At 67.3% G+C, this 22,004-nt stretch carries 20 protein-coding genes; 15 read left to right on the top strand and 5 right to left on the bottom strand.

Annotated elements, in window-relative coordinates:
* The 3 genes from ACH5AF_RS31505 to ACH5AF_RS31495 all read right to left on the bottom strand — a co-directional run.
* The coding region (locus ACH5AF_RS31505) for a transposase (RefSeq protein ID WP_398906409.1) at positions 1–282 on the bottom strand (282 nt) is incomplete at its 3' end.
* A 39-nt stretch (positions 283–321) separates the two neighbouring features.
* On the bottom strand, positions 322–939 hold the full coding sequence (locus tag ACH5AF_RS31500; protein WP_398906407.1) for a hypothetical protein: 618 nt from the start codon (positions 937–939) through the stop codon (positions 322–324).
* A gap of 1,769 nt (positions 940–2,708) precedes the next feature.
* Positions 2,709–2,924 carry a hypothetical protein gene (locus tag ACH5AF_RS31495; protein ID WP_398906405.1) on the bottom strand — a complete coding sequence of 72 codons (216 nt, stop codon included), beginning with the start codon at positions 2,922–2,924 and terminating at the stop codon, positions 2,709–2,711.
* A 172-nt stretch (positions 2,925–3,096) separates the two neighbouring features.
* On the opposite strand from ACH5AF_RS31495, the gene ACH5AF_RS31490 reads away from it, so the two are divergent.
* The 3 genes from ACH5AF_RS31490 (at position 3,097) to ACH5AF_RS31480 (ending at position 6,661) form a co-directional block, all read left to right on the top strand.
* A complete protein-coding gene (locus tag ACH5AF_RS31490; protein WP_398906403.1) occupies positions 3,097–3,849 on the top strand; it encodes a DUF6879 family protein in 753 nt (250 codons plus the stop codon).
* A 19-nt stretch (positions 3,850–3,868) separates the two neighbouring features.
* Positions 3,869–4,726, top strand: a complete 858-nt coding sequence (locus tag ACH5AF_RS31485) for a helix-turn-helix domain-containing protein (protein ID WP_398906401.1) — start codon at positions 3,869–3,871, stop codon at positions 4,724–4,726.
* Between the two features lie 1,197 nt (positions 4,727–5,923).
* The gene (locus tag ACH5AF_RS31480; RefSeq protein WP_398906400.1) at positions 5,924–6,661 is read left to right on the top strand and encodes a tyrosine-type recombinase/integrase; all 738 of its coding nucleotides are present in this window, start codon (positions 5,924–5,926) and stop codon (positions 6,659–6,661) included.
* A 128-nt stretch (positions 6,662–6,789) separates the two neighbouring features.
* Here ACH5AF_RS31480 and ACH5AF_RS31475 read toward each other — a convergent pair whose 3' ends face one another.
* Together ACH5AF_RS31475 and ACH5AF_RS31470 are read right to left on the bottom strand one after the other, a co-directional pair.
* Positions 6,790–7,188 (bottom strand): helix-turn-helix domain-containing protein, encoded by a 399-nt coding sequence (locus ACH5AF_RS31475; protein ID WP_398906398.1) that lies wholly within the window; start codon positions 7,186–7,188, stop codon positions 6,790–6,792.
* Positions 7,185–7,433 (bottom strand): hypothetical protein, encoded by a 249-nt coding sequence (locus ACH5AF_RS31470; RefSeq protein ID WP_215177421.1) that lies wholly within the window; start codon positions 7,431–7,433, stop codon positions 7,185–7,187. Before ACH5AF_RS31470 ends, ACH5AF_RS31475 begins: the two co-directional genes overlap by 4 nt.
* Positions 7,434–8,278: 845 nt before the next feature.
* On the opposite strand from ACH5AF_RS31470, the gene ACH5AF_RS31465 reads away from it, so the two are divergent.
* The 12 genes from ACH5AF_RS31465 (at position 8,279) to ACH5AF_RS31410 (ending at position 21,982) form a co-directional block, all read left to right on the top strand.
* Positions 8,279–9,316 (top strand): lytic transglycosylase domain-containing protein, encoded by a 1,038-nt coding sequence (locus ACH5AF_RS31465; protein WP_398906396.1) that lies wholly within the window; start codon positions 8,279–8,281, stop codon positions 9,314–9,316.
* A gap of 128 nt (positions 9,317–9,444) precedes the next feature.
* On the top strand, positions 9,445–10,479 hold the full coding sequence (locus tag ACH5AF_RS31460; RefSeq protein WP_398906394.1) for a sigma-70 family RNA polymerase sigma factor: 1,035 nt from the start codon (positions 9,445–9,447) through the stop codon (positions 10,477–10,479).
* 1,139 nt (positions 10,480–11,618) lie between these two features.
* A complete protein-coding gene (locus ACH5AF_RS31455) occupies positions 11,619–12,584 on the top strand; it encodes an ABC transporter ATP-binding protein (protein WP_398906393.1) in 966 nt (321 codons plus the stop codon).
* A complete protein-coding gene (locus ACH5AF_RS31450; RefSeq protein WP_398906391.1) occupies positions 12,581–13,351 on the top strand; it encodes an MlaE family ABC transporter permease in 771 nt (256 codons plus the stop codon). Before ACH5AF_RS31455 ends, ACH5AF_RS31450 begins: the two co-directional genes overlap by 4 nt.
* Before the next feature lie 3 nt (positions 13,352–13,354).
* Positions 13,355–14,173: an MlaE family ABC transporter permease gene (locus ACH5AF_RS31445; RefSeq protein ID WP_398906390.1), complete on the top strand. Its 819-nt coding sequence runs from the start codon at positions 13,355–13,357 to the stop codon at positions 14,171–14,173.
* Between the two features lie 6 nt (positions 14,174–14,179).
* The gene (locus ACH5AF_RS31440; RefSeq protein ID WP_398906388.1) at positions 14,180–15,448 is read left to right on the top strand and encodes an MCE family protein; all 1,269 of its coding nucleotides are present in this window, start codon (positions 14,180–14,182) and stop codon (positions 15,446–15,448) included.
* On the top strand, positions 15,445–16,497 hold the full coding sequence (locus ACH5AF_RS31435) for an MCE family protein (RefSeq protein WP_398906386.1): 1,053 nt from the start codon (positions 15,445–15,447) through the stop codon (positions 16,495–16,497). The genes ACH5AF_RS31440 and ACH5AF_RS31435 overlap by 4 nt, the downstream gene beginning before the upstream one ends.
* The gene (locus ACH5AF_RS31430; RefSeq protein WP_398906385.1) at positions 16,494–17,498 is read left to right on the top strand and encodes an MCE family protein; all 1,005 of its coding nucleotides are present in this window, start codon (positions 16,494–16,496) and stop codon (positions 17,496–17,498) included. The genes ACH5AF_RS31435 and ACH5AF_RS31430 overlap by 4 nt, the downstream gene beginning before the upstream one ends.
* A complete protein-coding gene (locus tag ACH5AF_RS31425) occupies positions 17,495–18,652 on the top strand; it encodes an MCE family protein (protein WP_398906383.1) in 1,158 nt (385 codons plus the stop codon). The genes ACH5AF_RS31430 and ACH5AF_RS31425 overlap by 4 nt, the downstream gene beginning before the upstream one ends.
* Positions 18,649–19,941, top strand: a complete 1,293-nt coding sequence (locus tag ACH5AF_RS31420; RefSeq protein WP_398906381.1) for an MCE family protein — start codon at positions 18,649–18,651, stop codon at positions 19,939–19,941. The genes ACH5AF_RS31425 and ACH5AF_RS31420 overlap by 4 nt, the downstream gene beginning before the upstream one ends.
* Positions 19,938–21,209, top strand: a complete 1,272-nt coding sequence (locus tag ACH5AF_RS31415; RefSeq protein WP_398906380.1) for an MCE family protein — start codon at positions 19,938–19,940, stop codon at positions 21,207–21,209. Before ACH5AF_RS31420 ends, ACH5AF_RS31415 begins: the two co-directional genes overlap by 4 nt.
* Entirely contained in the window at positions 21,206–21,982 is a 777-nt protein-coding gene (locus ACH5AF_RS31410) for a hypothetical protein (protein ID WP_398906379.1), read from the top strand. Before ACH5AF_RS31415 ends, ACH5AF_RS31410 begins: the two co-directional genes overlap by 4 nt.
* Positions 21,983–22,004 lie beyond the last annotated feature (22 nt).

Raw genomic sequence — 22,004 nt, 5'->3', positions numbered from 1 at the left:
CCTGCCCAGTTCGTCCAGGACCAGACGGTGCAGCTTGGCCCACACCCGCGCCTTGCTCCACTCGGTGAACCGACGGTGGGCTGTCGGCCCCGACGCACCGAACGACGGAGGCAACTGCCGCCACGTGCAGCCTGACGTGGCCACGAAGATGATCGCAGCCAAGACCTCGCGGTCCCCGTACCGACGCCGGCCACCGCCCTGCGGCCGAGACGGAGCCGACGGCACCACCCGCTCGAACAGCTCCCACAACTCATCCGGCACCAAACGCTCAACGATCCCCACGACGCCAGACTACCGAACAGACCCCAAATGAGATGACGTCTAAGTGTCACAGCTGGTGACATCGAGAGCTTGGAGACCTTCTTGCCATTGAGAGAGAAGAGGATCCGCTTTTTGGATTTCAGTATTGGCCGCGCCGAGGAGCTCAAGCGATCGCGCGGGCTCTGAAAGACTGACCTGGCTTAGATTTACAGCAACGCGAGACATCACATTACTAAGCTCCACTCCTTTGTCGATGACCTCATCTACTTCGTTCTCGATTTCGCCTGGGCGCTTAATACGTCTGAGCTCCCCGTTGATTTTTCTTAGTGCTCCCGCCGCTGAATCGAAATACCATGCAGCATCTTTGACTTGTTGATCAGTAAGAGTGCCGGCCTGGATGTTGGTCTGAACGGTAAGTAATGCAGTCTGCGCGTTCAGGGTTGCGCTGGTAAGTGCGCCAATCTCCCGCTCACAGGCTGCGTTGGCTTCAGAAGCCCAGTCTTCGGCCTTCAAGGGCTCGGGACGATCCATAACCGTAATTACGAGACCGATAATTCCGGCAAGCGCCGCCAGGATCCCGATGAGGCCACCAATCCGCTTGGCAAATCTGTGTCGATGTCCTGCAGATCCATCCTCGGCGGCCACATGGTGTTCTTCTTCGTCCTTACCTGCTGGCATACGCCGATTTATCTCCTGAAACAGATATGGGCACATCGGTTTCAGCCACCTTTCGCCCGTTCAGCGTATTGTGGTGCGGTACGTTCGAGTGAAGCAGGCATCGCGTGGGACCTGATGGGGATCCTTTTCGGGTCAAGGACCGGCGGAGGTACGGAGCCGGCGTGCGAAGCCCTTGACGCGCAGGGAAGCCGCGCCATCCTCTCGTCAAGGAGGTAGGGCCTGTAGCTGGGAACCTCTCGTAGGCGCCATGTCGCACAATAAATGTCTGGCGACGGGGTTTTGAGGGCTGTGTGATGGTGCAGTCACTGTTTTTTGTCTCGTAGTAATGTTGGTTAGCTTTGAGGATTACGGTAGTCTGGGTGGAATCGGCTTTTCCTTGCTCCATGCTTTTGTGGCTCATAGTTGCCTTGATTGCATTTGATATAATGATCTTTGGAGGGCGACGCGGCGTTGGATCGCCGCCGCATTGGAGGTTTGCTACTGATGCATGAAAGCTTGCGGGTAATCGGCTGAAAGCTCGGGTAAGTTCAGAACATTCGTTAAAACGAGCCGCAAGACGTTAAGCATGGTGCGTTCAAGTCTCACCCGCCCTACAAAGCGACCGGGGCGACTTACCTCGATGAGGAAGCCGCCCGGTCCATCTTGGCTGTTGGTCTACTTATCAGCTTCTGGATATCCCAAGTCTTCAGGCGGAATTATTAGGTCGCTTCTTTGGCGCAGCATGTCGTGAAGCGTTCCGTGTACGCCCTTGATCTCGTCCTTGCGGCGATCATAGGAAACGTGAGCACCTGGACCAATGACGCTTATGTGTTGCCACCCGTCGGCATCGAAGCGCGTGACTGCTTTCATCGCTCCCTCTGGGAGCAAGTTTCCATCCCAGGGAGATGCCTCTTTTTGGGGTTCTTCGGCTGGAGGTGTCGGGGGCGTGATACTGCCACCAGTTGATGGTGTGTCGTCCACCTCCGGCGGATAGAAGCGAGACATGTCGGGTTCAGGCTGCTGGTAGATCGGGATGCCGTGTCGGCCTTCCCCTATTGGTCCACCGCTTGATCCTGGTCGGGGCATTGAGGCTGCTCTTTTCCTTGGTTGAGGTTCCGCTCTTGTGCGGCTCCTCGGTCCATCCACCAGAGCACGGCTCACGTCCAACTTCAGCCCATTCGCCCTTCCGTGTTGGCCATGTAAGCACTGATGGGATCAGTTGGTCCTGAGGTTTTACCCACCTACCCCGCGTCGGGGCCCGACGCGGGGAGACCTGACCGGGCACTTGAGGGCAGGCGGAGCTACCCGATCCGCTGGCGAGCGTACGGTCTTCCCGCTCCCAACACGATGTAGGACACCGGCCAAACCCTCAGGCCCAGGAGCCTGCCGGGCTACGGCTTGCGATTGTAGGTGTGGCACGGACACATACAGCGACGTATGAGCAAGATTCCGGTGGTACCGGGAAGCGGAACGTCCTCAGTGCGACGACAGTCGGTGTGCAGAGTTTGGTAGTCCGGCCGGGCAGCGAGCGCGCACTCAGCAGACCGTGTTTCAAGATCGGCAGCGGATGTACTCATGTGAATCGCTCCGCCCGATTGAGCTCGGTGACGCGGGCGCGTAGCGCTTCCGTGTCGGTCGCCGGCCTGACCTTCTCGGGGTCGGCATCCCACTCCACTCCCCCACCCGGTGGCCGGAGTTGACGTAGCCGCCGATGTGTCCCATCACCTGACCGATTTTGTCGCCTCGTGCTGTGTCCACCGCCAAGGCGTGTAGAGGCAGTCTGGGAATCATCACTCAGGACTCCCTCGCCGGAGCGCGCTCGCCAGTCGGGCAGCCACGTCAGCACGGACGCGTCCCAACTCGACGAGCTTGAGCTCCGGGGACGCAGGGTCGACCCGCAGGGACGGCAGGATGATTCCTGCGGCAGCGTCGAGGGCCTCTCTCAAGGTCTCCACCACTGCGTACGGGTCGATGTCCTGCTCTATGTTTGTGTCCTTCGTGGCCATGAACGGGACAGTAGAAAGGGAGAGTTGCCCGGCGATAGTGGAGTTTCTCGAAGTTTCTTGACGACCCGTCGAAGTTAAGCGATGTTATCCATGAAGCCCAACCGAACGTCCTCCACGGGGCGTTGGCCTCGGTAATGCTTGACAGATCAGTCCCCGATGAAAGGAACTGGTCATGGCGCGACGACTGCGCTTCAACGGCACCGGCTCAGGCGGCGGATCCTGTCCCGCCGTACACGAAGACCTCGACACGGGTGAGGTGATCGTGCATGGGCCGCGACTCACAAACCCCGACGACATCGCCCAGCTTCAACACCTGGACGAGGACGAGGTGCCGATCGTGGTCCCGCGTAATACGCTGATCGACTTCAGCCCCAAAGACCGAGACACTGAGCCACGCATCCTCGATCCGGACACATTCGCTGGCATGTTTGAGAACTTCCAACACAGCGCCTGGCACCTGGAGATGCGCAAGGGCTACGCCGTGGACCGGGCCACCGACACCTATGCCCAGTTCGTCCGGGGCGAGACCCCCACGTGGGATATGGACTCACCGTGGGCCCGTACCATCAGCGCCAAGACACGAGACGGCGTGTACGTCGGCCGGGTCCGCATCGTCGACAACCCTCCGACCGAGGGGCAGCAGTACCTACTCGCGCATGCCGAGCACAACGACGATCTTGGCGAAGACGTCCGGAACATGTGGAGGGACGACGCAAAGCGCATCAACCTCCCTGACGAAGACTTCTGGATCTTCGACTCACACATCGTCACCCTGTGTCTCTGGGACGACGATGACAACCTCACGGGCGTCGAACTGATCACCGAACCCGCACGGGTCAACCAGTACAACCGGCTGCGTGATGTTGCCATGCATTACGCGACCCCGTACAAGGACTTCGTGGCGCAGCTGGCCGCGAAGGAGTAAAGCAGGTGAGCACGTACCAGTGAGCACGGACTATCAGAAGGCACGCGAGGATCTCGGGATCCGGCTCCGGGAGCTTCGACTCACGGCGCCTGGAGGCCGACTCACCGGTACACAGCTAGCGGAGCGGCTTGGCTCCGGATGGACCAAGGTCAAGATCAGCAAGCTCGAAAACGGTAAGCAGACGGCGACAGCTGAAGACTTGCGCGCGTGGGCAGACGGAACAGGTCAACCCGAGACGTATGACGAGCTGCTCGCCCGCCTACGCGGGTTCGAGTCACACATCCGCTCCTGGCGTCGCCAGCTGGCTGCAGGGCATCGAGCCGTTCAGGACGCAGTCACGCCTGAGCACAACCGGGCACGAGTCCTCACCATCTGGGAGAACTGCCTGATTCCCGGCATGGTGCAGATCCCGGACTACGCCCGACACGTCTTCGTCCGGCACGCTGATCTCATGCGATCACCGAGGGACACCGAGGATGCCGTGCGCGCTCGGATCCAGCGGCAAGAAGGGCTGTACCGACCAAGCAGGAAGTACCGGATCATGATGTGGGAGGGCGCATTGCGCTCCCTGGTCTGCCCGCCATCCGTTCTCGCAGCGCAGCTTCACCATCTCGCCGGCGTCATTGGTCTGGACACCGTCGAGCTTGGCATCATCCCCTTCAGCGCCTCCTTGAAGATCTGGCCGGGCAACAGCTTCTGGGTCTATGACGAACGTCTTGTGGTCGTCGAGGACTGGCATGCAGAGCTGTGGATCGACGACGCCGACAGCATCGCCACCTATCTTCGGGTCTGGAAGACCCTTCAGGAGTCCGCGGTGCACGGCACAGATGCACAGAATTTGATCACCGCTGCACGACGGTCACTTAATTCCCATTAAATCTAGACATCTAGACATTGTTTTACCCTTCCCTCCTTAATTGATAGGTCCTCTGCGGCGCTCCCTCTCGGGTCAAGGGCCTGGCGGTAGCAGGCTTGCGAAGTCCTTGACGCGCAGAGAAGCCGCGCCATCCTCTCGTCGGAAGGAGGGGAAGCTCTACAGGCTAGGCCATTATTCCTTATTGACATAGATGTCCAATTTTCGCTATCCTGGATACATCTTGAAGAAATTCCGCCGGAATGAACCTTAACTTACCTATGGTTATTGCAGTTGCCTCACAGAAAGGAGGCGTTGGAAAACATCTTCTACGATCTCACTTGCCGCCGACCTTGCCCGTAAGGGAAAGCGTGTGAGGTTTTGAGTAGGGGCAGGATCAACTCGAAACGCTAAAGAAGCTCTCACTGCGCGAACAGATGGATGGAACCGGTGATGGCAGTATGAGTCGGATAGTTCGCGAAGCCCTCGATGACTACTTCAAGAAGCGTGGCCTTTAGGTTTGTCTTCATTCAAAGATCCCCTGTATATCCGACCGGGCGACGAAGCGACCGCACAAGATCTTTCATATTTGCTTAGCTCTTAAATAGAGCAGACAAGGCAGCCGCCGTCTTCCTCTTTGAGGTTTGCGAATAAAGACGGACTAGCCTGCCGTAATCGAGTGACCGAGTAACCGACGCAACGAGATCTATCCATTATGCAATGGATCAATCTAGGACGCTGGAGATCACCAGCCAATCCGAATTACCTCATCGACTCACGTCTGACGCATGGCTTCTTTGAAAAGCGACGCGTCAGCGTCGATAGGAAGGCGAAGCGAAACGAGGGAGTGAAGAGAGCGGAGAATAGGGAGCCTCCAAGGGGGATCTAAGGGGGTTTCTTTGTCGTGGTACAAACGCCGTCGAGGCTACGTTATGGATGTCGATGGGCGCGGCATGAGCACAGAAGTTGATCGGAAAGGGTGATCGAGTAGCTTCTGTACTCATGCCGGTTGGTGGTCGGGTGGCGTACCGTTTCAGGCCGGTACATCAGCCGGTACACCAAGAGGGCAGTAGGGAAGCGCCCTTCGGACGTTCTAGCTGGAAGGAACGGCCCACTGGCCAGCGGGTTCGGGGGGTGTATGACGGGGGGAGTCAGCCCCACCTCGGAGGAGAGACATGGTCTCGCGCGGGCCTCGGCGCGGCTGACTTGACCGAAGAACACATGGATGAGCTGGTCCTCTGGATGATGACCACAGGTCGTAGCGGCAACGGTGTTGGCGCGTACTCGGTCGAACTGGCGCTAAGCAGGATCCGATCAGCGCTAAATGAGGCAGTCCGTCGTAAACTCGTGGTTCGAAATGTTGCTCAGTTCACCCGAGTGCCGAGGCAGCTTCGGAGAGAGCAAGCCCAGCGGAAGGCCGCTCGCAAACCGTGGACCGAGGAAGAGGTCAAGGAGTTTCTGCACGGGGTCAAGGCCGACCGCTTGTTTGCGCCGATGCTTCTTTCCCTTCTTGGGCTTCGCCCAGCCGAAGTATGCGGCCTCAAGTGGAGTGCCGTTGACCTTGAGGCGGGGGTGTTGAAGGTCGAGATGACTCGCACACTTGTCGGCACGGTGGTCGAGGAGAAGCAGACCAAGACGCAGGCTGGCCAGCGCGCACTGCCGCTTCCTGCTCCGGTGCTTGTGGCGCTCAAAACATTTCACACGAGGCACGCTGCCGAACGGCTGAAGGCAGGCGAGGCCTACCAGGATGGTGGTTACCTCCTGGTGGACAAGTGGGGACGACTCTTCACCTTAGAGCGGCTGCGCTACCACGCCTATCGCATGATGGATCTGGTTGGCGTGCGCAAGGTGCGTCTGTACGATGCCCCGCCACAGCGCTCTCACGTTCCTGGCGACCACTGGCGTGCCCGACACAGTGCTTGCGGCATGGGCCGGTCACGCCAACGCCGCGTTCACTAAGCGGGTGTACGTCACCATCGATCCCGAGCATCTGCGGGTGGCGGCTGCGGCCTTCGACCGGTTGCTCGGATAGGTGTTTGTGAGAAATTGTGAGACGGTCGCCCGCATAACCGGGAACCGACCACCTCTCACGTGTCCTTGACCTGCGGCTTTGTTTCCCGCTGGGCGGTTTCCCGGTTGAGGTAGTTGTAGACGGTGAAGCGGCTGACACCCAGCGCGCCGGCCACCGTCTCCACCCCGTGGCGTACGGAGAACGCGCCCCGTGCCTCCAGTGTCCTGACGACCGACTGCTTTGTCTTCCGGTCGAGTTCGGCGAGCGGCCTGCCGTGCTGCCGCTCCAGCGCCGCGAGGATGTGGTCGAGGGAGTCCGCGAGCTGCGGCAGGCGTACGGCGACGACCTCCTCGCCCTCCCAGCTCAGCACGACATCGTCCTCACGGGCCTCGCCAGGCGTTATCAGCACGCCACCCATGGCGTCGACGAGCGGCTTGACCGCCTGCGCGAGCGCGTGCTCCCCAGGGCCGGTCATCCCTCCCCCTCCACCACGTTGACCTGAAGCGACACCCGGGTCGCACCGGTCTCGAGCGCCTTGCGCAGCAACGCGTCGACGGCACCGAGCACCTGGTCGGCACCACCCTCGGCGGTGTTGCCGAAGGGCCCGACGTCCACCTTGTCCAGCCCCGCGTCCTGAACGACCTCGCGGACGGCCAGCGCGTGGGCGGGCGGTTCGTCGAGGTCGAACGGCTCGGTCGTGAACTCCACTCTCAGTCGCACCATGCCCCCACGGTAGCGGCGGGCATTTCCGGCGGGGAGGCGGGCGGGGCGGCGGGCTTTCCCAGCGGGGAGGCGGGCCGGGCGGGCCCCGGGGCTGTGCCCGGGTGGTCCGCGCGTGGCCGCTCCGCGTGGCCGGTCCGCGTCTGACCGGTCCGCGTGGGCCGGGGCCGGTCCGCCGGGGCCGGTCCGCCGGGGCGGCGCCGATCCGGCCGGGGCGGCGTACGGTAGCGGCCCGTCCAGTCCGGGCCGGCGCCATCCCCGATCGCGGACGGCAGGCACCGGCGCACGGGCGCGGGCTCCCGGTCACCGCACGGGACACGGCAGCGTGCCCGCGGTCGCCGAGACGGCGCGCGGCATCGGCCCGTCCAGTCCGGCCCGACGCCATCCCCAATCGCGGACGGCGTGCACCGACGCACGGACGCGGGCTCCCGGTCACCGCGATACGGCGCCGGGCCAGCGCGCGGCAGCGGCCCCACGGAATCCGACGCCCCAGCCGCCCGGCGAGGCGCGGCAGTGTACAGACGGTCGCCGAGACGGTGCGTGGCAGCGGCCCGTCCAGTCCGGCCGCCGCCATCCCCGATCGCGGACGGCAGGCACCGGCGCACGGGCCCCCGGGGCCACCGCGCGGGACAGGGCCGCGTGCAGGCCGTCGCAGACGGGACGGACACGGCAGCAGCCCATGCCCATGCCGTCCGGTCACGGGACAGATCGCGGGCGCGGCACCTTCGCCACCCGGTCCGTCGGCACCTAGGCGGCGGCGCGGGAGAAAACGGCGGTTCGCGGGCGACGGACCCGGCTGCTTCGGGCGTAGAGCAGATGACGGAACCGCAGGGAGGGGTCGGGAAATGACAGGGCGTGCAGGCAAAGGCGTCAGGGCGACGATGGTCGCGACCGCGGCGATGGCCGTGCTGACCGCTTCGCAGGGGCCGGGGACGTTCGCGTCCGCAGGGCGGTCGCAGGAGCCGAGCGTGTCCGGGGACAGTGCGTACCGCACGGAGCTCCCTCCGCTGCGGGTGCCGGGCCCAGCGCGGCAACGGCCGGCCGGAACGGCGGTCACCGCGACGGTCGGCGCACTGCCCGCCACCGTGCTCGCGGCCTACCGGGCCGCCGAAGAGGAACTGGCGCGTACGACTCCCGGCTGCGGGCTGCGCTGGCAGCTGCTCGCCGCCATCGGCCAGGTCGAGTCGGGGCAGGCCCGCGGCGGCCGCGTGAGCGCCGACGGGACCACCCTCACGCCGATCCTCGGCCCGCGTCTGGACGGCAACGGCTTCGCGCTCATCCGGGACAGCGACGGAGGCCGGTACGACGGGGACACCGCGTACGACCGGGCCGTGGGGCCCCTGCAGTTCATTCCCTCGACGTGGGCGTACTGGGGCGTCGACGGCAACGGCGACGGGCGCCGGGACCCCGGCAACGTCTTCGACGCGGCACTCGCCGCGGGCCGCTACCTGTGCGCGGGCGGACGGGACCTGGCGGACGCCGGAGACCTGGACCGCGCGCTTCTCGGCTACAACCACTCCACCGCGTACCTGCTCACCGTGCGGTCGTGGTTCAGCTACTACCTCGACGGGCACACGGTCGTGCCCGACGGCGCCGAGGCGCGCCCCGCACCGGAACGGACACGGCCGGCCGCTTCGGCGCCGTCCTCGTCGAAGCCGCCGTCCCCCTCGTCCTCGTCCAGCCCCCCACCCGCCACCGAGGCACGGTCCGCCGCCCCCTCGTCGTCCCGCTCACCGTCCGCGTCACCGTCGCCGTCCGCGTCCCCCACGCAGCCGGTCGGCGCGACCGAGCCCCCTGTCCCCCTCCCCGTCCCCGTCCCCGTTCCTACAATGCCCGGCACCGGGAAGAGCCTGCCCACCACCTCGCTGACCAGCGCGGACTGACCGGCACGCCCCTTCCGACAACGGAACGGACTCGATGAGGTCCTCCCCCTCCAAATTCCGGATACCGGGCGGTAATGTCGCCATCCGCCGGACAGCACGCGGCCGGTGGTGAGAGCAAGGGGGCCCTCATGGCGACAGACACACAGCCTGAGCACTTCGGTGAACCGGGCGCCGACAGGGCGCGCGAGCGCTGGGAGCGCGCCTGGAGCCACCGGGAGCAGTTGCTGAGGGTGGCCCGGCGCCGGTCCGTCAGCATGGAGGACGCCGAGGACGCCGTGCACGAGGCGATGCTCCGCGCCGCGGAGCATCCGCACCTGGACGACGAGCGGCTGGGCGCCTGGCTGACGACCGTGACGATGCGGCTGTGCATCGACCGACACCGCCAGGTCAACCGCGAGGCCGAGGTCCGCACCAGCCCGACGCTGCATCCGCCACGGCCGGTGCCCGTCGACGAGGCGGTCTGCGACCGGGCGGAGGCGCGCTGGCTTGCCGTACGCAGCGGTGAGCTGCCCGTCCGGCAGGCGGAGGCGCTGTGGCTGAAGTCGGAGGATCTCGACGTCGGCCAGGTTGCCATGAAGATGGGCCTGAGCTACCGGACGGTCGAGTCGCTGCTCGCCAGGGCCCGCCGGACGCTGCGCAACTCCCTGGCCGCGACCCTGGGGGTGGTCCTGTGGCTGTGCGGCCGCGGCCGCCCGCGCGGGGGTCATGCCCAGGCCGTCGCCATCGCGTCGACGGCGGCGACGCTGGCGGTCGCGGGACTCGTCCTGCCGTACCGGTCCGGGGACGAACCCACCCTGCCCCGCCCGGCGACGCCGGCGGTCGCCTCCGAGCCGACCGCCCCGACCGTGCCGGGGCCCGGGCCGACGGGTTCGCCGTCTCTTTTCGGCTCGCGGCAGGGGCCGGTGCCGTCGGACGGTGCGGAATGGAGCTCGAAGCTGCTGCCGGAGGTGTCACTGCCCGAGGTGTCCCTGCCGCCGCTGCCGCTGGAGACGTCGGCGGTGCCGCGGCTGCCGGTGCTGCCGGAGGGCGTCGAGGTTCCTGAGGTGCCGGTCCCGGGTGTCACATCGATGAGCGTGCAGCTGCCGGAGGTGTCACCGCCGCCGGTGCCGTCCGCGTCGGTACCGGTGCCGTCGGCGCCGCTGCCGCTGCCGTCAGGCCCGTAAGCTGCCGTCAGGCCCGTAACGGGAAGGGCCGCTCGGCTTGAGGCCGTGCGTGGGGGTCCGCCGGCGTCGCCAGGCGAAGTGCCCCATGCAGTAACCGGGGGCTACGCCCCCGGAGCTGCCCCTACGGCCTGGTGGCCGTGGCAGGCACCCCATCCACGCCCTGTGGCGCGGCCGCAGCCTCCACGTGCGCCCTGCGAAGGATGGAGCGCCGACACCTACGGCCCACGCATGGGATGCACCACACGGCACGGCGGCCATGGGGAAGACCCCGCAACCACGCTCTGCGGCCATGGGAGACACCCACCTACGCACAGCGGCCAGGCAGGGAGGCGCCCCCCATTCCCTGCGGCCGTGGGAAAGGCTGCCCACCACGCCCGGTGGCGTGAAACACCCACACCTACCACCCGCGGCACATTGGGGTACCCAACACCGCGCGGCCGCAGGAAACCCACCCACACACCGCAGGCACGGGAAACACGCCCTGCCCCCGCGGTATGGGCACCCTGCCGCGCATCCCGGCCGTGGGACGCACTCCTCCCACCTACACCCACGCGGGCATCGAGAGACCCGCAACCACGCCCCGCGGCCATGGGCGCACTCCACCTACGCCCCGCGGGCATCGGAGGCGTCGCCCCCTGCGCACAGGGGCCATGAGCCGCGCGCACTACACCCCGCGGCCATGGGACGCACCCCAACCACACCCTGCGGACATGAGACGCACCCGTACACCCCGCGACCATAGGACGCACCCCAACCACGCCCCGCGATCCTGGGACGCACCCCAACCACGCCCCGCGATCCTGGGACGCACCCCAACCACGCCCCGCGATCCTGGGACGCACCCCACGCACCGCTGCCATGGGCGACACCCCACCCGCGCCCGCAAGGCATCCAGGGTCCCACCGCCTCGAACGCCCACGAGGCTGAAGCTGCCCCCGCGGGCAACTTCCACCCGCCGGCGTTGCACCACACCGCCCGGAGGGCGGTACGGCGAAAGCCCCGGAGCAAATCGGCCGCAAAGCGCCCCCGCTCACCCTCCCGTAACCCGCCCGAAAAAAATTCCGAGTCATCGCGACGGACGCGGCGCCCCTCCCCGTAGAGCAGGTGTCGGACCGCTCCACAGCTGAAGGGTGTACCGGATGGGTGTCGAGATCTGTGTGGAAGGGCTCACGAAGTCCTTCGGGCACCAGGTCATCTGGCAGGACGTCTCTCTGACCCTGCCCGCCGGTGAGGTCTCGGTCATGCTCGGGCCCTCCGGCACCGGCAAGTCGGTCTTCCTGAAGACCCTGGTCGGACTGCTCCGGCCCGAACGCGGCTCGATCAAGATCGCGGGCACGGACATCACCACGCTGCGCGAACACGACCTGTACGAGGTCCGCAAGCTCTTCGGTGTGCTCTTCCAGGACGGCGCGCTGTTCGGATCGATGAACCTCTACGACAACATCGCCTTCCCGCTGCGTGAGCACACCCGCAAGCCGGAGAGCGAGATCCGCCGCATCGTCCTCGAGAAGATGGACATGGTCGGCCTGATCGGCGCCGAGGACAAACTGCCCGGCGAGATTTCCGGCGGCATGCGCAAACGCGCCGGACTCGCCCGCGCCCTCGTGCTCGACCCGGAGATCATCCTGTTCGACGAGCCGGACTCGGGGCTCGACCCGGTGCGCGTGGCCTATCTCAACCAGCTCATCGTCGACCTGAACGCCCAGATCGACGCCACGTTCCTCATCGTCACCCATGACATCGCCTCCGCCCGGCAGGTGCCGGACAACATCGGGCTGCTGTTCCGGCGGGAGCTGGTGATGTTCGGCCCGCGGGAGCAGCTGCTCACCAGCGAGGAGCCGGTGGTGCGCCAGTTCCTCAACGGACGGATGCAGGGGCCGATCGGGATGGCGGAGGAGAAGGACGCCGCCCAGGTCGAGCAGGAGCTCGCCCAGCTGGGGGCCACGGGCGACGACGGTCCGCCGCCGGGCCTGCCCGAGCTGACGCCGCGGCTGCTGCCCACCAAGGGAATCGACCGGCCTCCTCGCTGGGAGGCGATCGCCGAGCGCGAGGCGCTGCGACAGGTGCGGGCCGCCGTGCGCGGCAACGGGAAGGCGGGCGCATGAGTCTGTCCCCCATCGGCGCCCTGCGGCATTCGGGCAGCCTGTTCGCGATGGGCCTGGACGTCCTGCGGACGATCCCCAAACGCCCTTTCCAGGTGCGGGAGTTCATCCAGCAGGCCTGGTTCGTCGCGAGTGTGACGATCCTGCCGACCGCCCTGGTGTCCATTCCGTTCGGCGCGGTGATCGCCCTGCAGATCGGGAGCCTGACCCGGCAGCTGGGCGCCCAGTCCTTCTCGGGCGCGGCCTCGGTGCTGGCCGTGCTGCGGGAGGCGTCGCCGATCGTCACGGCGCTGCTGATCGCGGGGGCGGGCGGCACGGCGATCTGCGCGGACCTCGGTGCGCGCAAGATCCGCGAGGAGATCGACGCGATGCAGGTACTCGGCATCGATCCGATCCACCGCCTGGTGGTGCCGCGGGTGCTGGCCACGATGCTGGTGGCGGTGCTGCTCAACGGCCTGGTGTCGGTGGTCGGCGTGGCCGGCGGCTACTTCTTCAACGTGGTGCTGCAAAACGGCACTCCGGGTGCCTATCTCGCCTCGTTCACCACACTCGCCCAGCTCTCCGACCTGTGGGCGGCGGAGCTCAAGGCACTCGTGTTCGGGGCGATCGCCGCGATCGTCGCCTCGTACAAGGGGCTGACCGCGAAGGGTGGTCCGAAGGGCGTCGGTGACGCGGTGAACCAGTCGGTGGTCATCACCTTCATGTTGCTGTTCGTGACGAACTTCGTGATGACCGCCGTGTACTTCCAAATCGTTCCGCAGAGGGGCTGAGCGATGCCGCTGTTGAATCGTGTGCTGCCGCCGCAGCTCGAGGAGTTGGGCAGGCAGCTGTCCTTCTACGGCCGTTCGCTGGCCTGGACCGGGCGCACCCTGCGCCGCTACAAGAAGGAGATCCTGCGACTGCTCGCGGAGGTGAGCTTCGGCCGTGGCGCGCTCGCCGTCGTCGGCGGCACCGTCGGTGTGATCGCGTTCCTGTCGTTCTTCACCGGCACCGAGGTCGGCCTGCAGGGATACGCGGCGCTCAACCAGCTCGGCACGTCGAACTTCGTGGCGTTCCTGTCCGCGTACTTCAACACCCGTGAGATCGCCCCGCTGGTAGCGGGCCTGGCCCTCTCCGCGACGGTCGGGGCCGGGTTCACCGCGCAGCTGGGCGCGATGCGGATCAGCGAGGAGACCGACGCGCTCGAGGTGATGGGCGTCCCGTCGCTGCCGTTCCTGGTGACGACGCGGATGATCGCCGGGTTCGTCGCGGTGATCCCGCTGTATGTGATCGGGCTCCTGTCCTCGTACTTCGCCGCCCGCACCATCACCACCGGCTACTACGGGCAGTCCACCGGCACCTACGACCACTACTTCCAGCAGTATCTGCCGCCGGTCGACGTGCTGTGGTCCTTCGGCAAGGTGATCGTCTTCGCCGTCGTGATCATCCTGGTGCACTGCTACTACGGCTACTACGCGAGCGGTGGCCCGGCCGGTGTCGGCGTCGCGGTCGGGCGTGCGGTGCGGACCTCGATCGTGGCGATCAACATTCTCGACTTCTTCCTCAGCCTGGCGATCTGGGGCGCCAACACGACCGTACGGATAGCGGGGTAGGGGCCGATGAGCATCGAAGGAGGCGCCGCGGCGCGCAGTGGCAGGCTGCGGCTGTACGGCATCGTGTTCCTCGCCGTCATCGCCCTGCTGCTGTCGCTTTCCGTGGCCGCGTACCAGCAGGTGTTCACCTCGGTGGTGCGCATCACGCTCGAGGCCGACACGCTCGGCAACCAGCTCGACCCGCGGGCCGACGTCAAACTGCGCGGACTGCTCGTCGGCGAGGTCCGCGAGGTGCGGGCCGACGGGGAGAAGGCGACGCTCGACATCGCGCTGAAGCCGGAACACGTCGAACGGATCCCGGCCGATGTGCAGGCACGGCTGCTGCCGAAGACGCTCTTCGGTGAGAAGTTCGTCGATCTCGTGGCGCCGTCCGGCTCGTCCGGCAGGCACATCCGGGCCGGTGACGTGATCACCCAGGACCGCACCAGGGCCGGCATCGAGGTGCAGCACCTGATGAACGACCTGCTCCCCCTGCTGCGCACCGTGCGGCCCGCGGATCTCAACGCCACGCTGCACGCGTTCTCCACCGCGCTGGAAGGGCGCGGGGACCGCATCGGCGACAACCTGGTCCGGCTGGAGCGCTATCTGCGCGAGCTCAACCCCCATATGCCGTCCATGCAGGAGGACATCTCCCGCTTCGCCGATGTCGCCGAGGTCTACGGGGACGCGGCACCGGACCTGATGAACATCCTGCGCAACTCCGTCACCACGAGCCGCACGATCGTGGCGAAGCGCGAGCAGCTGGCCGCCGCCCTGACGGGAACGGCGAAGGTCGCCGGCACGGCGGAGAAGTTCTTCGACGACAACGGGGAGCGGTTGATCACCCTGGGCCGCGTCTCCCGCCCGACCCTCGACCTCTTCGCCCGCTACTCGCCCGAGTACCCGTGCCTCCTGGACGGCCTGGAGCGCCAGAACAGGGAGTCGGATAAGGCCTTCAGGGGCGGCGAAATGCGCATCACCCTCGAATTCGTCCATCCGCGACCCGCGTACCAACCCGGTGAGGAACCGCGCTATGCCGAGCGCTCCGGCCCCAACTGCAGAGACCTCCCCAACCCGCCTGTGCCGGCGAATCACCCCAAGCTCGACGACGGTACGAAGAACGTCGCTGCCGGCGGCCCGGCCGGAGCCGGCCCGGTCTCGGCGACGGCGGCCGAACAGCGGGCCATCGGCTCGCTGGTCGCGCCGGTCCTCGGGGTGTCCGCCGACCAGGTGCCCGCGGTGGCGACGCTGCTCTTCGGCCCCATGGCGCGCGGGACGGCGGTGAGTGTGGCATGAAGTCATCAGGAGCCACCGCGACCGCGGCACCGCTGGTCAAGTTCATTCTCTTCGCCGTGGTGACGATCCTGGCGACGACGCTGCTCGCGGCGACGATCGTCAACCTCTCCTTCACCCAGGAGCACACCTACCGTGCGGTGTTCAGCGATGTCACCAGCCTGGAGGAGGGCGACGACATCCGCGTCGCGGGGGTGCGGGTCGGCGAGGTCGAGGCCATAAGGATCAAGGGGGGCCGCATCAAGGACCGCACCCTGGCGGAGGTGACGTTCACCGTCTCCCACGACCGGCCGCTGCTGACCAGCACCGGTGCTGTCATCCGCTACCGGAGCCTGGTCGGCCAGCGCTATATCGCGCTCACCGAGGGTGCGGGCGACGGGACGAGGCTGGAGCCGGGCGGGACGATCCCGCTGGCGCGGACGCAGCCGGCGCTCGACCTCAACGCGCTGCTGGGCGGCTTCAAGCCGCTGTTCGCCGCGCTCAGCCCGAAGGACGTCAACCAGCTCGCGACCGAGATCGTCAAGACGCTGCAGGGCGAGGGCGGAACGGTCAACAGCCTGCTCGCGCACACCGCGTCCCTCACCACGACCCTCGCCGACCGGGACGAGCTCATCGGATCGGTGATCGACAACCTCAACACCACGCTGCAGACCCTCGACAAGCGCGGCGCGCGGTTCTCCGGGCTGCTCAAGCAGTTGCAGCGACTGATCTCCGGACTGTCCGCCGACCGCAAGCCGATCGGGTCCTCGCTGGAGAACATCGGCGCGCTGACCGAGGCGACCTCCGGTCTGCTCCAGGACGCAAGGCCGCCGCTGAAGGGCGACATCGCCGAGCTGAGGGACCTCACCAAGACGCTGAACGACAACGAGAAGACCGTGGAGGGCGTGCTGAAGCGGCTGCCGAACAAGCTCAACAAGCTGACGGGGACCGCCTCGTACGGTTCCTGGTTCAACTTCTACCTCTGTGACTTCGACGGCCGGATCGTGCTGCCGAAGAGCAGAGAGGTGATCACTCCGGAGCTGCACGTGGCACGGGCGAGGTGCGGCGGATGACGAAACGGCACCTGCCCAGGCTCGGCCCGTTCCGCGACAGGAACCCGGTGGTGATCGGCGCGGTCGGCCTCACCACGCTGGCCCTGCTGGCGACGGCCGCGTTCAACGCCGACGACCTGCCGGTCATCGGCAGCGGCGACACCTACAGCGCAGCCTTCTCGGAGGCCGGCGGGCTCAAGCCCGGTGACGAGGTGCGGATCGCCGGCGTGAAGGTCGGCAAGGTCGACGAGGTCGATCTCGACGGCGACCATGTGAAGGTCGTCTTCCGCGTCAAGGGGGACCCGAAGTTCGGCACGAGGACCGGCGCGGCCATCCGGATCAAGACGATCCTGGGCTCGAAGTACCTGGCCCTGCAGCCGAAGGGGTCCGGACAGCTGCGGCCCGGCAGCGAGATCCCGCTGGAGCGCACAACCCCGGCGTACGACGTCGTCCAGGCGTTCAGTGATCTGACGACCACCAGCGAAAAGGTCGACACCGAGCAGCTGGCGAAGGCCATGGACACCATCTCGACGACCTTCGAGGACTCGCCGGAGGAGGTACGCGCCTCGATCAAGGGACTGTCGAAGATCTCGAAGACGGTGGCCTCGCGTGACGAGGACCTGCGCGAGCTGCTGAAGCATGCCAACTCGGTCACCAAGGTGCTCGCGGAACGCTCCGGTGAGTTCACCACCCTGGTGAAGGACGGCGACGCACTCTTCAAGGAGATATCCCGTCGCCGGGCGGCCATCCATGCGCTGCTCAAGAGCTCGGCTGCGCTCGGCATCCAGCTGTCAGGCCTCGTCAAGGACAACGAGAAGGAGATAGGCCCGGCGCTCAAAGGGCTGAACCAGGTGGTGCGGATGCTGGAGCGCAACCAGGCCAGTCTTGACCGCAGCGTCGCTCTGCTCGCCCCGTACGTGCGGGTCTTCACCAACACCCTCGGCAACGGCCGCTGGTTCGACAGCTACATCCAGAACATGGTCGCCGCACCGGTGGTCCCCCGGACAGGAGGGTCGCGATGAAGGGCCGCATCCGCTTCAACCCGAAGGGCCGTACGGCCCGGCTGACGGCCGCCGCCGTCGCCACGGCGCTGCTGGTCTGCGCCGGGGTCGTACTGTGGCCGCGCGAGGAACCGATGCGCGTCACGGCGTACTTCCCGCGCACCGTGGGCATCTACCCGGGCTCCGACGTGCGGGTGCTCGGCGTACGCGTCGGTGAGGTCACCGAGATCGTCCCCGAGGGCGGCCGGGTGCGCGTGGAGCTCGCGTACGAGCCCGGGCGCAAGATCCCCGCCGATGCCCAGGCCGCCATCATCAACTCCTCGGTCGTCAGCGACCGTTACGTACAGATGCTGCCGGTGTACCAGGGCGGGCCCGTGATGCGCGACGGCGCGGTGATCCCTCAGAGCCGCACGGCGGTGCCGGTGGAGCTGGACCGGGTCTTCGACAGCCTGCACACGACGGCCGAGGCGCTCGGTCCGAAGGGTGCCAACAAGGACGGCTCGCTCTCGCGTCTGCTGGGAGTGAGCGCCGACAACCTCGACGGCCAGGGCGAACAGATGCACCAGACGGTGGAGGACCTGTCCCTCGCGGTCACCACGCTGTCCGACGGCCGGCAGGACCTGTTCGGCACCGTACGCAATCTGCAGGTGTTCACCGCGGCGCTCGCCGCCGACGACAAGAGCGTGCGGTCGTTCAACGACAGTCTCGCCGCGGTCGCCGATCAGCTCGCCGGGGAGCGCAAGGATCTCGCGGCGGCGCTCAAGCACCTGGGGGTGGCGCTCGGGGACGTGTCGAGGTTCGTGAAGAACAACAAGACGGCGCTGACCGAGGACGTGAAGGGACTCAGCAAGGTCACCAAGGTGCTGGTCACCCAGCGGGCGGCGCTGGCGGAGCTGCTGGAGGTCGCGCCCACCGGCCTGTCGAACCTCCAGAACGCGTACAACCCCTCGTCCGGAACCCTCGACACCCGCAACAACCCCGACCATCCGCAGGATCCGGCGGCGCTGCTGTGCTCGCTGCTGAAGACCACAGGCGACGCAGGGGGAAAGAACCCCGACTGCGCTGAGCTGGACAAGCTGTTCGACTCGCTGCCCAAGGTGCCGGCCTCCGGGCCCGTGTCGGGCACCGGCCAGGTCGACCGGACGCTCGGCGGAATCCTGGAGGCACGCGCATGAGTGCACCCCGCAGGCGCAGGGCCGTGGCCCTGGTGACGGCCATGGGCTCCGTGCTGCTCACCGGCTGCGACTTCAACGGCCTGTACGACGTGAACCTGCCCGGCGGCGCGGCCGCCGACGGCAACGCCTACCACGTGACGGCCGACTTCAGGGACGTCCTCGACCTGGTCCCGCAGTCGGCGGTGAAGGTCAACAACGTCACCGTGGGCGCGGTCGAGAAGGTGGAACTGGTGGGCTGGCACGCCCGGGTGCGGCTGCGTATCGCCGACGATGTGAAGCTGCCCGGCAACGCGATCGCCGAGCTGCGGCAGACCAGCATGCTCGGGGAGAAGTACGTGGCCCTGTCCCCGCCGGTGGGCATCGAACCCAGCGGGCGGCTCACCGACGGTGCGCGCATCCCGCTGTCGCGCACCGGGCGCAACCCGGAGATCGAGGAGGTGCTCTCCGCTCTCTCCGCGCTGCTGAACGGCGGCGGTGTGGCGCAGCTCAAGACGATCACCGTGGAGCTGAACAAGGCGCTGGAGGGCCGGGAGAACCGGGTCAAGGACCTGCTCGGCGAGCTGGACACGTTCATCGGCGGGCTCGACGAGCAGCGCAAGGAGATCGTGCGGGCGCTCAAGGGCATCGACCGCCTGGCGAAGCGGCTGGCCGCGGAGAAGAAGACGATCGCGCAGGCCGTGGACACGATGCCCGGCGCGCTGAAGGTCCTGGCCGACCAGCGCCGCAATCTGACGGCGATGCTGACCTCGCTCTCGGAGCTGGGGAAGACGGGCACCAAGGTGATCAACACCTCCCGCGCGGACACGGTGGCCAACCTCAAGAGCCTGCAGCCCATCCTGCAGGAGCTGAACAAGGCCGGCAGCGATCTCCCCAACTCGCTGGAGATCCTGACGACCTATCCGTTCCCACGGAACGCGACCGGCGCCATCAAGGGCGACTACGTCAACCTCAAGATCACCGCGGACCTGGACCTCGCGAGCATCTACGGCAACCTCGCGGAGGATCCGAAGAAGCCCGGCAGCCCGCGAGAGCCGGGGCTGCCGGAGGTTCCCGGCACGCCCGAGGTGCCCGGTCTGCCACAAGCGCCTCTGCCGTCCGGGCCCCCCTCGGTTCCCGGCGCACCGACGCCGGGCGCTCCTCCGCCCCCCGGCGGCGACGGACCGCTGTGTCCGCCGGTGTGCACCGGCAGCCACGCCTCCTACGAGGAGGCGTCCGGCGACGGACGCCGGCTGCCCGCGGGGATCGATCTGGCACTGGCCGAGCTGATGCTGAAGGGGATGCAGCCGTGATCACACCTACGGTCAGGGCCCAGTTGATCGCCTTCGCCGCGGTCACCGCCGTCGGGTGCTCCTACGTCGGCGCCCAGTACACCGGCCTGGTGGACAGCCTGCTGGACCGCGGATACACCGTGCGGGCCGACTTCGCCGACTCCGGCGGCATCTTCCAGGGCGCCGAGGTCACCTACCGGGGCGTTCCGGTGGGCCGGGTCGGTGACCTGCGGCTCGGCGGCGCGGACGGTGTCTCGGTGGCGCTGGACATCGAGGACGGGACCCGGATACCGGCGGACACGCTGGCCGTGGTGGCGAACCGTTCCGCGGTCGGCGAGCAGTACGTCGACCTCCAGCCCCGCCGGTCCGGCGGCCCGTATCTGCATCAGGGCAGCCGGATCCCGCGCGCCGACACCAGGGTCCCGCTGCCCACGACGGCGCCCGTCCTCAGCCTGGACCGGCTGGTGAAATCGGTCGGCAAGGACGATCTGCGGGTCACGGTCGACGAACTCGGCAAGGCCTTCGCCGGCACCGGGCCGCATCTGAGCAAGCTGGTGGACTCCGGAAACCTGCTGGTCGAGTCGGCCTCGGAGAACCTGCCGGAGACGACCTCACTCATCGAGGACTCGCGGGTGGTGCTGAAGACCCAGAGCGACAAGGGATCGGCGATCACGTCGTTCTCCCGCGACCTGGCCGCGCTGACCGCTGAGCTGAAGGCGCGTGACGGCGATCTGAGGCGGCTGGTCGGCAACAGCGCCCCGGCGGCGCAGGAGGTCGACTCGCTGCTGAAGTCCAACGAGACGCATCTGCCGGTGCTGCTCTCCAATCTGATCAGCGGCGGCCAGGTCACCGTGGCCCGCCTGCCCGGGGTGGAGCAGGCGATGGTGACGTTCCCGGTGATCGTCGCCGGCAGCTACACCGTGATCCCCGGCGACGGCACCACCCACTTCGGCATGGTCGTGAACGCCGACGAACCGCCGGCTTGCCGTCAGGGTTATGGCACCCAGCGGCGCGACCCGGCGGACACCTCGGGGCGGCCCGCCAACACCAAGGCGCGCTGCACCGAGCCGCGCGGCAGCGTTACCTCGGTGCGCGGCGCCCAGAACGCGCCCGGCGCTTCGGGGTTCGGCGGCGCGCGGCAGGCGGCGCACGTCACTCCGTACGATCCGGAGACCGGCACCCTCGCCGGGCCGGGCGGCACGCTCGTCGAGATCGGCTCGACGGGCGGCGAACAGAGCACGTTCGGAAAGGACTCGTGGCAATGGCTGCTCGTGGGACCGATGGCATGACCGACAACGCCACGGCGGCGCGCGACCGCCGCGAGGCGGCGCCGGAGGCGCCGGATGCACAGGCGGCCGGGGTCGCGACGCAGGCCCGCTCCGACGCGAGCCCCGAGAGCTCGGGCGCTCAGGCGGCGCGGGAATCGTCGACCGCGGACGCGCAGGACGAGCCGGAGGCCCCGGAGGCCGTCGGTGGGCAGGACGACTCGGACGTTCCGGGGGCGCGAGACGCTGACGAGGGCGAGGTGGCGGGCGCTCGCGGGGCCCGCCTGCGGGGGCTGCAGCGAGCCGCCGACCGGGTGGCGCACGGCCGGTTGACGGCCGCGGCGCTCGCCGTGGGGACCGTCGTCGTCACCGCGCTGAGTGGGTGGCTGTGCGTCGAGGTGTACGAGCAGCGTGCCGAGACGCAGCGGCACCAGGACATCCTGGCCGCCGCCCGTCAGTCCGCACTGAACTTCACCTCGCTGGACTACCGGCACTACGAGCGCGACAGCGCCAACGTCCTCAAGGGGGCGACCGGCGACTTCAAGGAGCAGTTCGCCGCCCAGACGGCCGAGCTGACGAAGCTCGTCGCCGCGAACAGGTCGGTGTCGCAGGGCCAGGTGCTGGAGGCGGGCATCGCGCGGGCGGACCAGCGGTCGGCCCGCGTGCTCGTGGTCGCCGACAGCAAGGTGACCAACACCGCGGCTCCCGAGGGACAGGCACGCACCTACCGGCTGCAGCTGGACCTGGTGCTCGAGGGCGGCCGCTGGCTGACCTCCAATGTCGAGTTCGTCGGCTGACCGCACCGACGCCCCACCCGTA

Origin of the sequence: Streptomyces sp. NPDC018833 (assembly GCF_044390825.1) — a bacterium.
Classification (GTDB): domain Bacteria; phylum Actinomycetota; class Actinomycetes; order Streptomycetales; family Streptomycetaceae; genus Streptomyces.
The sequence above is the reverse complement of the archived record's forward strand: the minus strand, read 5'-3'. Positions and strand labels throughout refer to the sequence as shown.